This is a genomic window from Streptomyces sp. PA03-1a, from assembly GCF_033792805.1.
Classification (GTDB): Bacteria; Actinomycetota; Actinomycetes; order Streptomycetales; family Streptomycetaceae; genus Actinacidiphila.
In genome coordinates this window covers 1-14,210 of sequence record NZ_JARAVO010000038.1, presented here as the reverse complement: position 1 = coordinate 14,210, position 14,210 = coordinate 1, and the positions used below count along the sequence as shown (strand labels likewise).

15 protein-coding genes are annotated in these 14,210 nt (G+C 72.6%); 3 read left to right on the top strand and 12 right to left on the bottom strand.

All coding sequences use genetic code 11. The features are described 5' to 3' along the window. Positions 1–23: 23 nt before the first annotated feature. From PV341_RS11230 to PV341_RS11175, 12 genes are all read right to left on the bottom strand, one after another. Positions 24–1,049, bottom strand: coding sequence for a baeRF2 domain-containing protein (locus PV341_RS11230; protein WP_500357557.1), 1,026 nt, complete (start codon positions 1,047–1,049; stop codon positions 24–26). 190 nt (positions 1,050–1,239) lie between these two features. Beyond that, positions 1,240–1,776: an NUDIX hydrolase family protein gene (locus PV341_RS11225; RefSeq protein WP_499509019.1), complete on the bottom strand. Its 537-nt coding sequence runs from the start codon at positions 1,774–1,776 to the stop codon at positions 1,240–1,242. 126 nt (positions 1,777–1,902) lie between these two features. Continuing rightward, entirely contained in the window at positions 1,903–2,358 is a 456-nt protein-coding gene (locus tag PV341_RS11220) for a DUF6069 family protein (protein WP_500357555.1), read from the bottom strand. Continuing rightward, the gene (locus PV341_RS11215; RefSeq protein WP_500327530.1) at positions 2,355–2,645 is read right to left on the bottom strand and encodes a hypothetical protein; all 291 of its coding nucleotides are present in this window, start codon (positions 2,643–2,645) and stop codon (positions 2,355–2,357) included. The genes PV341_RS11220 and PV341_RS11215 overlap by 4 nt, the downstream gene beginning before the upstream one ends. Positions 2,646–2,650: 5 nt before the next feature. Further along, positions 2,651–3,649: an RNA polymerase subunit sigma-70 gene (locus PV341_RS11210; RefSeq protein ID WP_500357553.1), complete on the bottom strand. Its 999-nt coding sequence runs from the start codon at positions 3,647–3,649 to the stop codon at positions 2,651–2,653. A 184-nt stretch (positions 3,650–3,833) separates the two neighbouring features. Then, the gene (locus tag PV341_RS11205) at positions 3,834–5,087 is read right to left on the bottom strand and encodes an MFS transporter (RefSeq protein ID WP_500327527.1); all 1,254 of its coding nucleotides are present in this window, start codon (positions 5,085–5,087) and stop codon (positions 3,834–3,836) included. A gap of 171 nt (positions 5,088–5,258) precedes the next feature. Then, a complete protein-coding gene (locus PV341_RS11200) occupies positions 5,259–6,497 on the bottom strand; it encodes a cation:proton antiporter (protein ID WP_500357583.1) in 1,239 nt (412 codons plus the stop codon). A gap of 2 nt (positions 6,498–6,499) precedes the next feature. Beyond that, on the bottom strand, positions 6,500–6,970 hold the full coding sequence (locus tag PV341_RS11195) for a cation:proton antiporter regulatory subunit (RefSeq protein WP_500357551.1): 471 nt from the start codon (positions 6,968–6,970) through the stop codon (positions 6,500–6,502). 146 nt (positions 6,971–7,116) lie between these two features. After that, positions 7,117–7,488 carry a ClpX C4-type zinc finger protein gene (locus tag PV341_RS11190; RefSeq protein WP_500327522.1) on the bottom strand — a complete coding sequence of 124 codons (372 nt, stop codon included), beginning with the start codon at positions 7,486–7,488 and terminating at the stop codon, positions 7,117–7,119. A gap of 169 nt (positions 7,489–7,657) precedes the next feature. Then, positions 7,658–8,356 carry an SDR family oxidoreductase gene (locus PV341_RS11185; protein WP_500357549.1) on the bottom strand — a complete coding sequence of 233 codons (699 nt, stop codon included), beginning with the start codon at positions 8,354–8,356 and terminating at the stop codon, positions 7,658–7,660. 206 nt (positions 8,357–8,562) lie between these two features. Continuing rightward, complete coding sequence (locus PV341_RS11180) at positions 8,563–9,315, bottom strand: SDR family NAD(P)-dependent oxidoreductase (RefSeq protein ID WP_500357547.1); 753 nt, start codon at positions 9,313–9,315, stop codon at positions 8,563–8,565. Positions 9,316–9,481: 166 nt separating this feature from the next. Beyond that, positions 9,482–9,922, bottom strand: coding sequence for a MarR family winged helix-turn-helix transcriptional regulator (locus tag PV341_RS11175; RefSeq protein WP_499509010.1), 441 nt, complete (start codon positions 9,920–9,922; stop codon positions 9,482–9,484). Positions 9,923–10,095: 173 nt separating this feature from the next. On the opposite strand from PV341_RS11175, the gene PV341_RS11170 reads away from it, so the two are divergent. From PV341_RS11170 to crtI, 3 genes are all read left to right on the top strand, one after another. Continuing rightward, a complete protein-coding gene (locus PV341_RS11170) occupies positions 10,096–11,550 on the top strand; it encodes an MFS transporter (protein WP_500327518.1) in 1,455 nt (484 codons plus the stop codon). A 449-nt stretch (positions 11,551–11,999) separates the two neighbouring features. Next, a complete protein-coding gene (locus PV341_RS11165; RefSeq protein WP_500327516.1) occupies positions 12,000–13,100 on the top strand; it encodes a polyprenyl synthetase family protein in 1,101 nt (366 codons plus the stop codon). A gap of 43 nt (positions 13,101–13,143) precedes the next feature. After that, positions 13,144–14,210, top strand: a 1,067-nt coding sequence (gene crtI, locus PV341_RS11160) for a phytoene desaturase family protein (RefSeq protein WP_500357546.1), incomplete at its 3' end; no start/stop codon positions are given.

Below are 14,210 nucleotides of genomic sequence, written 5' to 3'. Positions count from 1 at the left end.
CCGGCGATTCCGCAGGCCGGGGGCTACGCGCCGGGGTCGCGGCGGCGCAGCAGGACACCGACCCCGTCGTCCAGGGCGAGGGTGCCGCGGGGCACGACCACCAGCTCGGCACCGGTGCACGCCGCGGCACGCAGCAGGGCCGCTCCGGCGGGTTCGCCGGGCCCTGCCGGCAGGTGCCCGGGGAGCGGCGGGGGATCGTTGACCAGGACGGCCTCGGCGTCCGCGCGCCCCAGCGCCGCGACGACGGCTCCGGTGCCCTCGCAGGCGGTGCGGTCCTGGGCGCGCTGCATCAGATACGCCTCGAGGCGGGCCTGGTCGGCGGCGTTGAGGCGGCCGCCGAGCTCGCGGGCGAGGTGCTCCTCCAGCAGGGCCCGGTCGGGAGCGCCGCCGGGGTTGCCGGTGCCGACCGTGACGAGGGCGTTCCCCAGGCGTTCCGGCATGTGGTCGACCAGGACACCGGCGGTCCGGGGATCACCGAGATCCCGGCCCAGCACGAGCACCTCGGCGGCGCCGCGGTCGGCGAGGTCGGTCAGGTCCCCGGCGAGACGGGGGGCGGTGCGCTGCCAGTCCTCCGCCGGGACGGTCTGCCGGACGGCCGGATCCGTGTCGATACGTCCAGCCGGCCAGCGCTCGGTCTGGGCGGCGACCTGGATGCCGCCGCCGTCCTCGGTGCGGCCGACGAACACGGCCAGGTAGGGAAGGTCCGGGGCGCGCTGCACCACCAGGGGCAGGGCGTCGGGCAGGTCGTCGAGGTCGGCGGTGTCGTGCACGGGCGGTTCGGGCAGCTCCGCGGCGAGGACGAGTTCCCCACGGGTGGCGAACAGGGCCTGGCCGTGCCGACCGGGCAGGTTGTCGTCCATGCCCACAGCGGCGTGCAGGGCGTGGACGGTGGCCGGGTCGGCGCCGTGGGCGGTGAGGTCGTCACGCAGGTGCCGCCAGCGCCGTGCGATGACGCGGTCGGGATCCGCGACGTCCCGGGAGGTGTCCAGGTAGGCGCTCGCCCACGGGCCCGGCCGGTCGAACAGCGGTTGCAGGAACGACAGCTTCATCAGGGTGCCTCCCGGACGGGGCTCCTGTGGCCGGGCGGCGGCCGGGGCCCGCGCGGATCGGTGTGTGCCGGCAACCGGTGCCGGCCCCCCTTGAGCGTGCCCGTACCCGCTGGAGCGTGCCCGTACCCGCGCGGTGGTCCCTCGTGCGTGTGGCGGCGCGGGCAGTGGACCGCCCGGGCCGCCACAGAGCTCAGGTGAGGCAGCCGACGTGGGCGAGGGCCTGCCGGAGCAGGACGCCCTGCCCGCCCTGCATCTCCTGCTGCAACTGCGGCGAGGACGCCTCCTGCGGGGTGAACCACACCAGGTCGAGGGCGTCCTGCCGGGGGTGGCAGTCGCCCGCCACGGGGACGACGTAGGCCAGGGACACCGCGTGCTGCCGGGGGTCGTGGAAGGGCGTCACACCCTGTGTCGGGAAGTACTCGGCGATGGTGAAGGGCTGCGGCGAGACCGGGATGCGGGGCAGGGCCATGGGCCCGAGGTCCTTCTCCAGGTGGCGGATGAGCGCCTCGCGGACACGCTCGTGGTGGAGCACCCGCCCGGAGACGAGGGCGCGGCTGACGTTCCCGTCCGGTCCGATGCGCAGGAGCAGACCGATGTGTGTCACCTCCCCGCTGTCGTCGACCCGCACGGGCACGGCGTCGACGTACAGGATCGGCATGCGTGCGCGGGTCAGCTCCAGGTCGTCCGGAGACAGCCAGCCGGGCGTGGTTTCGGTCATGTCGGCCATCGAGTGATCGTACGCGGAGAGCAGGCCACGTGGGGGTGATCGCCGGGGTGCGCCGTGAACCTGTTCGACCCACCTTGGTGCGCTCGCGCACGCCCTGGCGCAGCGCGTCGCTCGGTTGCGGAATCGTCAATCGGTCCGGATACGGAGGCTCCGCGCCAGGGTGGGGATCATCACCGTCGCAGGGACGAGGTGCAGCCCGATGAGGGCGGTGGTGGTGGCCGTGTCCGCCCCGGACAGGAGGGGCGGGACCAGCGAGATCGCGGTCAGCGACACCGCCGTCCACACGAATCGCCTGGCGGGGTGAGCGCTCCAGCGAAGAAGAGCGACGGCAATGACGACGCCCACGACCGAGAAGAGGCCGGTCACCACGGCGAACCCGGGCAACGGGATCGTCTCGCCACCATCGGGGACCTCGAAGCCGACGCCGGCGGCCTGGGCAAGCGCAGCGGCGAGGGTGGTGGCCACCATCGCTGCGAGCGTGGCGATGAAGCCGGTGCCGGCGAGCCTGCGGAGTCGGTGGGTGTGGCTGGTCCGGCCCGATGCCGGGCCTGCGACGACCCCGGTGCCCTTCATGGTGTTCATGTCGTTCCTCCGTCATCCGGTAACGGGCGTACGGGGTGTGGTGACCGGCATGTGACGGTCCTGGCCTTGGGGGTGACGCTGCGCACCCTCGCCGTGCGACGGCCGGGGTCGCGCAGGGAGCGGACGCCGGTGCCGCGAAGCCAGAACCCGGCGTCGCGTCCGAGGCCGGGCTCGCCGTCGCGCAGCTCCAGCCGCACCCGCCCGCGGGTGACGACGCCGAAGGCGTCGCACCATTGCGCGGCGACCACCGTGACACGAGCGCCACCGCGCAGCGCGAGCGTCCGCACCGGGGCTACTCCGTGCCGTCCGCCGGCAGGCGCTCCGGAAGCCCGAGCCGCGGGAACCGGTCGGCGTGGAAGACGACGATCTCGGTGATCACCCCGCCGGTGACGCGCAGGACGTCGAGCGTCAACGGCAGGTAGGCGCCCTCGCGCTCGTTCCAGAGGTAGAAGGCGACGGCGGGTTGCCGGTTCACCGACGTGGGGACGCCGCGCAGACCCTGCATGCCTTCGAAGCCGTCCGCGACCCAGCCGGTCACCACCGCGTCGCGGCCCAGGGACAGGCCCGGCGTCGGCGGCATCGAGCAGCGGACGTCGTCACGCAGCATGCCGGCGAGCCGGTCGACGTCCGTGGCCACGCTGGCGTCGGTGAAGCGACGTACCAGCTCGCGCGTCCCGGAGTCCTCAGCGCCGCCGCTCCAGTCCTGCCGCTCGGCGGGCAGGTGCTCCCGCATGCCGGCGCGGGCCCGTTGCAGCGCGCTGTTGACGGAGTTGACGGAGTCGCCGAGGAGTTCCGCGACGTCCTTCGCCGGCCAGCCGAGCACGTCGCGCAGGATGAGTACGGCGCGCGGGCGCGGCGCGAGGTGCTGGACGGCGACGAGGTACGCCAGCTCGATCGTCTCCCGCGCGACGGCGACGCTCTCCGGCTCGTCGGCGTCGGCCGCGGGCAACTCGTCGAGCAGCCGGTCCGGGTAGGGCTGCAACCACAGCACCTCGCCGCCGGTCGCGGGCTCCGGGCGGCGCTTGGCGAGCAGGTCCAGGCAGGCGTTGGTGGCGATCCGGTACAGCCAGGCGCGGAACGTCGACCGCCCCTCGAAGGTCTCCCGCCGCCGCCAGGCACGGAGGAGCGTCTCCTGCACGGTGTCCTCGGCGTCCTCGAACGAGCCGAGCATCCGGTAGCAGTGCACGTGCAGCTCCCGCCGGTGCCGCTCCGCCAGCCCCGAGTACGCCGGCCCGTCGACCTCGCCGAGACCGCTCCCGCCCAGCTCCTCCAACCGCGTGTCCGCACTCATCACGTCAACCTTCGGTCTCGTCGTGTCCCGTCGTAGATGTGACGGGTGCGGGCGCGACAACTCATCACCAGGGTCGGCCGGCATGGCACGGACACGCAGGGAACTCCGCCGCTTCGTGACTGCGAACCAAGGACCCGTAGGCCCCGCCTGACGATTGGTCATCTCGTGGAGTCTGCCGGACCCGTTACCGGGAGGGGGCCTGCGCGGTCGCGGCCTCCGCGCTCTTGCGGGCGGCGCGACGCTCCGTCGCCCAGTAGCCGAGGCCGATCAGGGGCAGAGCGGCCCCGAGGACGCTGACCGCCCTCCAGCCGTCCGCGTGGTAGGCCAGTGCCCCGAGTTGCGAACCGAGCGCGCCTCCCACGAAGAAGATCGCGATGAAGGCGCTGTTCAGCCGCGACCGCGCGGCGGCGTCGAGCTGGTAGATCGTGTGCTGCCCGAGGATGAGCGAGGTCTGCACGGCCATGTCGATGAGGACCGCGGCGAAGGCGATCAGGATGATGCTGTGCTGCCCGAAGCCCGCGACGGCGAAGGCCACGGCGGCGACGCCGAGGGCGGTCCCCGTGACCGGGCGGACGAGGCCGCGGTCCGCCCAGCGGCCCGCCAGCGGTGCCACCGCGGCACCCGCCGCGCCCACGAGCGCGAAGACCGCGACACCGATCGGCGAGTAGTGGAACGGGCCGGTGAGGAGGAAGGAGACGGGAGTCCAGAAGACGCTGAACGCGCCGAACATGGCCGCCTGGTACAGCCCCCGGCGTCGCAACGCAGGATGTGTCCGCACCAACTGCACCGTCGAACGCAGGACCCGCCCGTACGACAGGGAGGTCGTCGGGGCGTGCTGTGGCAGGGCGGCGCGCAGCGCCAGGGCCAGGAGCGCCATCAGGACCGCGGAGCCGAGGTAGACGTAGCGCCAGCCCGCGAGGTCGGAGACCAGGCTGCTGACGGTGCGGGACAACAGGATCCCGGCGAGCAGTCCGCTCATCACCCGCCCGACGATGCGGCCGCGGGCGCGGTCGGGCGCGAGGCCCGCCGCGAACGGCACCAGGATCTGCGCGACGACGGAGGTGGCACCGCTGACCAGGGACGCGACGAGCAGCATCGGGAAGCTCGTGGCGAAACCCGCCACCACCAAGGAGACCGTGGTGACGGTCAGCAGCGCGGTGACCAGCCGGCGCTTCTCCAGCCGGTCTCCGAGCGGGACCAGGAAGACCATGCCGACCACGTAGCCGACCTGCGTCACCGTGATCAAAGTGCCGGCCGCTGCCGGACCGAGGTGGAAGATCGTGCTCAGCGACGCCAGGAGCGGCTGGGCGTAGTAGAGGTTGGCGACGGTCAACCCGGAGGCGACGGCCAGCAGCCCGACCAGCCATCCCGGAACGCCGTGGGCGGCCCCGGCGGGCGCCGGACGACGCACGGACCTGGTCGTGCGGGGAGCGGACACGAGGACCTCCTCGTGTCGGGAACCGGTGGTGCGGTTCGGGCGGGTGGAGTGGCGACCGAGCAACCCCTCGCGCCGCTCGGACGAATGCTGCAGCGCCCGCACCGGAGGATTGCTTCCCCGGTGAGGAAGATGCATCACGATATCTGTCATCTCCGACGGAGATGACCGCCGTCACCGCCGGGCGGGGGAGTCCTCGGGGGGCGTCACCTCGAACGCCTCGACGGCCCCCGGCAGCGGCTGCGCGAAGGCGTCACGCCGCAGCCGCCGGCCGAGCGTGGTGACCGCGGGTTCGGTGTAGCGGGCCGCCAGGGGCCCGACGACGACCAGGATCAGGACGTACGCGGTGGCCAGGGGGCCGATACGGGGCTGCGTGGCGACGGCGAGGCCCGCGATGACGATGGAGAACTCCCCGCGTGCGACGAGCGCGCCACCCGCCCGCAGCCTGCCCCGCGCGTGGATGCCCGCCCGCCGGGCGGCGTACCAACCGGTGACGATCTTGGTTCCCGTGGTGACCAGCGCCAGGGCCAGCGCCGGGAGCAGCACGGGCGGGATCGCCGCCGGATCGGTGGACAGCCCGAAGAACACGAAGAAGACGGCGGCGAACAGATCGCGCAACGGCGTCAGCAGACGTCCCGCTCCCGCCGCGACCTCACCGGACAGGGCGATGCCCACCAGGAACGCCCCGACGGCCGCCGACACCTGCAGTTTCTGGGTGATGCCCGCCACCACCAGCGCCAGGCCGAGCACGACCAGCAGGAGCATCTCGGGGTTGTCGGAGGAGACCGCCTTGCTGAGCAGTCGGCCGTGGCGCAGCGCCAGGTACAGCACCGTGCCCACGGTGCCGAGGGCGATCGCCAGCGTCACGCCTCCGGCAGCCAGGCCCAGGCCCGCCAGCAGGGTGGTCAGCAGCGGCAGGTAGACCGCCATGGCCAGGTCCTCGATGACGAGGACGCCGAGCACCACGGGCGTCTCGCGGTTGCCGAGCCGGCCGAGGTCGGTGAGCACCTTCGCGATGACACCGGACGAGGAGATCCAGGTGACCCCGGCCAGCGCGACGGCGGCCACCGGCCCCCATCCCAGCAACAGCGCCGCCACCGCGCCGGGTACCGCGTTGAGGACGAAGTCCACGACCCCCGACGGGTACTGCGCGCGCAGATTGGTGACCAGTTCCGACGCGCTGTACTCCAGGCCGAGCAGCAGGAGCAGCAGGACCACGCCGATCTCGGCCCCCACGGAGATGAAGTCCTCGCTCGCCGACAGCGGCACGATGCCGCCGTGCCCGAAGGCCAGTCCGGCCAGCAGGTAGAGCGGCACGGGCGACAGCCCCATCCGGCCGGCGAAGCGCCCGATGAGGCCCAGCCCGAGGATGACGGCGCCGAACTCGATGAGCAGCGCGGTGGTGTCGTGCATCGTCACCGCCCCGCCACGATCGCGGCCAGTGCGTCCACGCCCTCACGCGTGCCGACCACCACGAGCGTGTCCCCGATCGCCAGCCGGAAGTCCGGCCCGGGGGAGGGGTGCGCGGTGGTCCGGCGCATCACGGCCACGACGGAGGCCCCGGTCAGCGTCCGGGCGCGGGTGTCACCCAACGGGCGCCCCGCGTACGGCGACCTGGAGTCCACCGGGATCTGTTCGGTGACCAGCCCGATGCCCTCCGTCCGCACCGCCTCCAGCGGTGTCGGGTCCAGCAACCGTGCCAGCCCGGCGGCCTCGTCGGCTTCCAGTGGGACCGACATCCCGCACGCGTCGGGATCGTCGGCCTCGTAGAAGCCGAGGAACCTCCGGCCGTCCTGGTGGACCACCACCGACAGGTTCCGCCCGGTGCGCGTGGTCACGTCGTACTGCGTGCCGATGCCCGGAAGGGTCGTCCGCCGTATGCCCACTCCTGCCTCCCAGGCGACCTGCACCCCACCCCTGCGGACGGCGTGCTCTTGACCAGCGACTTTTACATCCTTATTACGTTCATCCGGAGCGTTCTATTCCGAACGCGCCGGTCGTCGCGTGGTCGGGCAGGAGGGGGCGGCGCCGGTCACTCCTCGCCGGAGAACCGTTCCCACGCGGACTGCCGGGCGATCCCGAGGGCTTCGCCGATCCGGGTCCAGGTGACACCGCGGCGCCGCAGTTCCTGCACCCATGAGCGCAGATCGGCCTCGGCCCGGTCGATGTGCGCGGCGACGCGCGGGATGTGGCCCAGCATCTCCGCGTCGGTCAGCGATGCCCAGAGCGGCAGGGGAGCTCCCGGCGGGGTGCCCAGGCTTCCGTCGATGATCGATGCGGACAGCGCCACGCATTCGTTGCAGATCTGCACGCCGGCGCCCGCGACCAGCTTCTCGACCTCGCGGTCCGGCTTGCCGCAGAAGGAGCACCGGGTGAATGCGTCCTGGATGCCAGAGGGGGGCACGGCTCACTCCTTGGTTGTCAGGGATTCCCTGACAAGCTAGAGCGTCAGGGAATCCCTGACAAGCCGTTCGCGTGCGTCATCTCGTCGCCGGAACCGGCCAGGTGAGGAGGTGTCAGCTTGGCCGATGCGGCCCCGGTCCTGCCGCGCGGCGGGACCGGGGCCGGCCGGATCAGGCTGCGGGCCCCACCGTCGGGGGCTGGGACAGGGCGGCCTTGACGCTTCGCGTCTGCTCGTCGGCGAGGACCTCGAACCGGTCGTGGGCCAGGGCCTCCATGGTCAGTTCCGCAACGCTGGCGGCGCTGATCTTCGGCGCGTCCGTCCATGCGCTCAGGTCGGTGTCCACGAATCCGCAGTGCACACCGACGACCAGGGTGCCCTGGTCGTGCAGGCCCTTGCGCAGGGCGTCCGTCAGCGACCACTGCGCGGCCTTGGACGCGGCGTAGCCGGGGAACTGCGGCTGCCCGGCCCAGGAGGCCAGTGACAGCATGTTCACCAGCGCCCCGCCGCCGTTGCGGGCCAGCACCGGGGCGAAGGCCCGGGACACCGCCCAGGTGCCGAAGTAGTTGACCTCCATCGCCTGCCGTGCGCCGTCGAGGCCGCCCGACAGCAGCCCGGTGGTCGCGCCTCCGATACCGGCGTTGTTGACCAGGATGGAGACGTCGCCCGCCGCCTCGGCGGCCGCGGCTGTCTGCGCCTCGTCCGTCACGTCCAGCCGCAGCGGGACGAGGTCCGGATCGGTCACGCTCTTCGGGTCGCGGACGCCGGCGTAGACCTTGGCCGCGCCCTGCTCCAGGAGCGCCCGGGCGAACGCGCGCCCGATCCCTCGGTTGGCTCCCGTCACGAGGGCGACGGATCCCTTGATGTCCATACGGCTTTCCTTTGCGACACGCCCTCTCGGCAGGGCACCGGACACGGCTCGAGCACGCGGCCCTTCGGGGTCCGCGGTTCCAGGCTAGCATCTGGATTTAATAATGAAAGTCAGAGCTCGTCAGGTTGTGGCGACGACGCGGCCCCACGCGCGAAACCGCAGGTGGGGCCGGAGAACGGGCCGGAGGCGGGGCCTGGGTGTCCGCCTCAGAGGGCGAGGGCGCCGCCGTCGATCGGGAGCGTGGCGCCGTGGATGTGCGCGGCGTCCTCGCCGGCGAGGAAGACCACCGCGGCGGCGACCTCCTTGGCGGTGCCCGGCCGCTTGGCGGGGTAGTTCTGGGCGAGCTTCTCCAGCAGGGTGCGGTAGACCTCGTTGGCCTCGGTGACGGTCGGGCCGGGAGCGACGGTGTTGACCCGCACCCCCTTGGAGGCCAGCTCGACCGCCCAGGACTTCGTCAGCGAGTGCAGACCGGCCTTGGTGGCCCCGTAGAGCGCCGCGAAGTCCATGCCGACGACACCGTTGATCGACCCCACGTTGATCACCGATCCGGCGCCGCGCTCCACCATGGCGGGCACCAGCGCGGCCGCGAGCAGGAACGGGACCTTGACGTTGACCGCCAGCGCCTCGTCGATCTGCTCCTCGGTCGCCTCCGTCATCGACTGCGGCGGGACCAGGTAGGCGGCGTTGTTCACCAGGATGTCGATCGGCCCGCCCGCGACCGCCGACGCCTCCTGCGCCAGCCGCCGGACCTCCGCACCGCCCGCCGCCAGATCGGCCTGGACGAAGTGCGCCCGGCCCCCCTGTGCCGTGATCCCCTCGACGACCCCGGCACCGCGCTCCGCGCTGCGCCCGGTGACCACGACGGTGGCACCCTCAAGTGCCAGGGCTTCCGCGACCGCACGTCCGATGCCGCTCGTCGAACCGGTGACGAGCGCGGCGCGGCCCAGTAGACGTCCCATTGCACAACCTCCAAGGAATGACGGGTACTTCCGCGCGTGACGGCGCGGGCGAGCCGGACCGGTCGCAGAAGTGATTGCTACGTCAAGTAAATCGAGGAGTGCTTGCCCCGTCAAATATCCTGCCGACGAGGTGGGTTGGCGGCCCGCGGGCCGGGCGCCCGGCGGTTCAGGGGCGGGGCCAGGGCCGTCCGGCGAGGCGTTCGATGTCGGTGTTGAAGCGCCTGAGGTAGGAGGCGAAGGCGGCGATGTCCTGGTCCGGCCAGTCGGCCATGACCTTGTCCAGGCCGCCGATGATGGCGTCGCGCTCCTCGTCCAGCATGCGGGCGCCCTGGGGCGTGATGCGGAACTTGCGCGCCATGCCGCCCTCCGGGTCGGGGATGCGTTCCACGAGCCCGGCGCGCATGGCCGCGGCGGTCTGCCGGTTGAGGGTCGAGGCGTCGAGCGCGAAGGCCTCGCTCAGCTCGCCGATCGACATGGGCCCCTGGACCCGGATGCGGCTGAGGAGGATGTACGCGCTGCGGTCCAGGGCGCCGGACCTGTGGCGCAGCAGTTCGTGGCGGCTGAGGAGCATCTGCTCGTACTCGACCTCGTGGGTGGACCTGCCCATAGCTCTTCCGCCTCCTGCCGTCCGCCGGGCCGCCGGGCCGCCGGTGTGCGTGTGCGGCGCCCGCTGTCATCCTCGCACAGCGCGTGCACCAGCCACATCATGTGCGTGATGCACTTCCTATGTACGATGCACATCGATCCCGAACGCAGGACCGTCAGGCGAGGAGTGCCGTCATGAACGCCCCACAACCCACAGCCCGTGCAGGGGGCGTGGTCGCCACGCTGGCCCTCGCCGGCATCACCGCCGCGATCATGCAGACGCTCGTCACCCCGCTGCTGACGGAGCTGCCGCAGATCCTGCACACCTCGTCCTCGAACGCCGCCTGGGTGATCACCGCCACCCTTCTGGTGGCGGCCGTGTGCGTGCCCGTCTTCGGGCGCCTCGGCGACCTGGTGGGCAAGCGGCGCATGCTGGTGGTCTGCTCGGTGCCGCTCGTGGCGGGCTCGGTGGTGTGCGCCCTGTCGTCCTCCGTCACGCCGATGATCGTCGGGCGGGGTCTGCAGGGCATGGGCATGGGCATGGTGCCGCTCGGCATCGCCCTGCTCCGTGACGTGGTGCCCGCGGAGAAGCTCAGCTCCTCCATCGCCCTGGTCAGCGCCTCCATGGGCATCGGCGGCGGTCTGGGCCTGCCGATCGCCGCAGCGATCGCCCAGTACGCCGACTGGCGCGTGCTCTTCTGGGGCTCCGCGGGCCTGGCCGCCGTCGTCGCGGTGCTGATCTGGTTCTTCATCCCCGAGGTTCCCGCCGGCGCCAAGGGCCAGCGCTTCGACGTGCCCGGCGCGCTCGGACTGGGCGTCGGACTGGTCTGCCTGCTGCTCGCCGTCTCCAAGGGAGCCGACTGGGGCTGGGGTTCGGCGACCACGCTCGGCCTGTTCGGTGCCGCCGTCGTCGTGCTGGCCGGCTGGGGCTGGTGGGAACTGCGCACCCGCGACCCGCTGGTCGACCTGCGGACCACGGCCCGGCCCCGGGTGCTGATCACCAACCTGGCCTCGGTCTTCGTGGGCTTCGGCATGTACGCCGGGATGCTGGTCGTCCCGCAGTTGCTGCAGTTCCCCAAGGCGACCGGCTACGGCCTCGGCCAGTCCATGCTCGCGGCGGGCCTGTGGCTCCTGCCGGGCGGCATCATGATGATGATCGTCTCTCCCCTGGGCGGCAAGCTGACCAATGCCCGCGGCCCCAAGTTCACCCTGATGTGCGGCGCCCTGGTCCTCGCCGCCGGGTACGGCCTGTCGCTGGTGCTGACGGGCTCCGCCTGGGGTCTGATGCTGGCGGTCATGGTCGTCAACAGCGGCGTGGGACTCGCGTACGGATCGATGCCCGCCCTGATCATGGGTTCGGTCCCGTTGTCGGAGACCGCCGCCGCCAACGGCTTCAACGCCCTGATGCGTTCGCTGGGCACCTCGGTGGGCGCCGCCGTGATCGGTGTCGTCCTCTCCCAGATGACCACGACCGTGGGCGGCTACACCTTCACCTCCGAGAACGGCTTCCGTACCGGCCTGGTGATCGGCTGCGGCATCGCGCTGGTCGCCGCGCTCGTCGCCATGGCCATCCCGGCCGCCCGCGCCGCGTCGGGCGACGCCGAGGCCGCGCCGGCCCCGGTGGCCAAGCAGGCGGCCCTGGAGAACTGATCCGCCTCACGAACCCCACGGTTCCCCCGGGCGATCGGTCGACGAGACGCGGGGCAGCGGCCGCACTCCCGCATGACGGGCGTGCGGCCGTACGCGTCCCTGTTCCGCGTCGTACCGGAGAAGGCCGGGGCATACGAGGCTCAGGGCCGTCGGTGTGGCCGGCAGCGTCTCCTCCGGCTGATCACCTTCTGCCATCGCCTGACCGCCCTGTACAGGCCCTCGCGGTCGACGGGACGCCACCCGCCCCGACCGGCGCCGAGGGCTGATCGCCTCCCCTGGCGGGTTCGGACGGACGGCTGCAGATGCGCGGTGGCCGAGCCGGTGCCAGAGTCGGGAACGACCGTGATCACCCCGCGAGGCTCCGAGGCCGCGGAGGTGGGGAGCGGTCGTCAGAGGGAGCCGCCTCCGCGCGGGACGCGGCCGCCCGGGGCATCGACCGAGAGGCCGCCGTGGGAAGCTCGGAGACGGGAGCGGACACCGAGGTGGTGGAAGCGGTCGAGGCTGAACTGTCCGCCTACATGGCGGAACGGCGCCTCACCGGATCGGGTGTCCTGCCCGCGGACGCCACCTTGGCCGGCACCCTCACGGAGTTCGTGTCGCGTGGTGGCGCCCGGCTGCGCGCACGCTGCCTGTGGTGGGGCTGGCTCGCGGCGGGTGGGCCGGTCGCCCGGGACGAGGTCGTGACCCCGGTACGGCTGGGGGCGGCGCTGGAGCTGTTGCAGGCCTGCGCGCTGATCCACGACGACGTGATGGACCGCTCGGACACACGCCGGGGCGGGCCGGCGGTGCACGCGCAGTTCACCGAGGCGCACCTGCGGGCGGGCTGGTCCGGGGACGCGGCGGCCTATGGATTCGCGCAAGCGGTGCTGGCCGGCGACCTGGCCTTGGTGTGGGCGGAAGACCTCCTCAGGACCGTGCCGCTGGGCGACGTGGTGCGCCGTCAGGTCGAAGGGCTGTGGCAGGCCATGCGCTCCGAGATGGTGGCGGGCCAGCACCTCGACCTGCGCCTGCAGGCGGAACGCTCGGACGACCCCAGGGCGGCCCTGCGTACCGCCGAACTGAAGTCCGCCCTCTACAGCGTCGCCCGCCCGCTGGCAGTGGGCGCGGTCGCCGCCGGTGCGGACGACCGCACGACCGAGGTCCTGCACGAGTTCGGCCGCCGGATCGGCCTGGCCTTCCAGCTCCGTGACGACTTGCTGGGCGTCTACGGGGACCCGGCAGAAACGGGCAAACCGTCAGGCGACGACATCCGCTCGGGAAAGCTCACGTACCTGACGGCCGTGGCGCTGCAACTGGCCCGGCGGTCCGGCTCGCCCGCAGCCGAAGCCCGCATCCGCGCGACGCTCGGCAACCCCGATGCGGACGAGACGGCGCTCGACGGCCTCCGCGGGCTGTTGCGGGACCTGGGTGCGGTGCAGGCGGTGGAGACCCGGATCGCCGCCTTGGCCGACGAGGCCGCCGGTCTCCTCACAACCGGGCTCCTCGAACCGCAGGGCGTCCGTTCCCTGGCCCGGCTGGCCCGCCGTATAGGTGCGGTCGCCGTCGTATGACGCCGCCGGTTCCACCCGCCCCCGAGTCGCAGGAGGACTGCTGATGAGGTCCGTTCAGGGCCCCACCGATCACGTGGTCGTCGTCGGCGCAGGGCTGTCCGGGCTGGCCACTGCACTGCACCTGCTGGGCGCGGGTCGCCGGGTGACCGTTCTCGAGCGGGCCGGTGGACCCGGGGGCCGCGCCGGTCTGCTCGAGCTCGGGGGTTACCGCATCGACACCGGGCCGACGGTACTGACCATGCCCGATCTCCTCGAGGAAGCGTTCGCGGCCACCGGCGGCACCCTGGCCTCGCGGGTGGAGCTACAGCCGCTGCACCCCGCCTACCGCGCGCAGTTCGCCGACGGCTCCGCCCTCGACGTGCATTCCGACCCTGCCGTGATGGAGGCCGAGGTCGCCCGGTTCGCAGGCGGGCGGGAGGCACTGGGGTACCGGCGGCTGCGGCGCTGGCTGAGCGAGCTGTACCGGGTGCAGATGCGCGGCTTCATCGACGTCAACTTCGACTCGCCCCTGTCGCTGCTCACCCCCGACCTCGCCCGGCTGGCGGCGCTCGGCGGATTCGGCCGGCTCCAGCCGCGCATCGCGCGCTTCGTCAAGGACGAGCGTTTGCAGCGCGTCTTCTCGTTCCAGGCCCTGTACGCCGGAGTGCCACCCGCCCGGGCGCTTGCCGCGTACGCCGTGATCGCCTATATGGACACGGTCGCCGGTGTGTACTTCCCACGAGGCGGCATGCACGCCGTGGCCCGTGCGCTCGCCGCCGAGGCCGCCGGCGCGGGGGCCGACCTCCGCTACCACAGCGAGGTGGCCGTCCTGGAGCGCAGCACGGGCGGCAGGGTCACGGCCGTACGCACCGCCGAGGGTGAACGGTTCGCCTGTGACGCCGTGGTCCTCACCCCCGACCTGCCGGTGGCGTACCGGCTCCTCGGTCGCGTCCCCCGGCGGCCGGTACGGCTGCGCTGGTCGCCCTCCGCGTTCGTGCTGCACGCCGGAACCCGCCGGACGTGGCCGCAGCTGGCACACCACACCCTTTCCTTCGGCGGCGCCTGGACCCGCACCTTCGACGAACTGACCCGCCTCGGACGGCTCATGAGCGACCCCTCCCTGCTCATCAC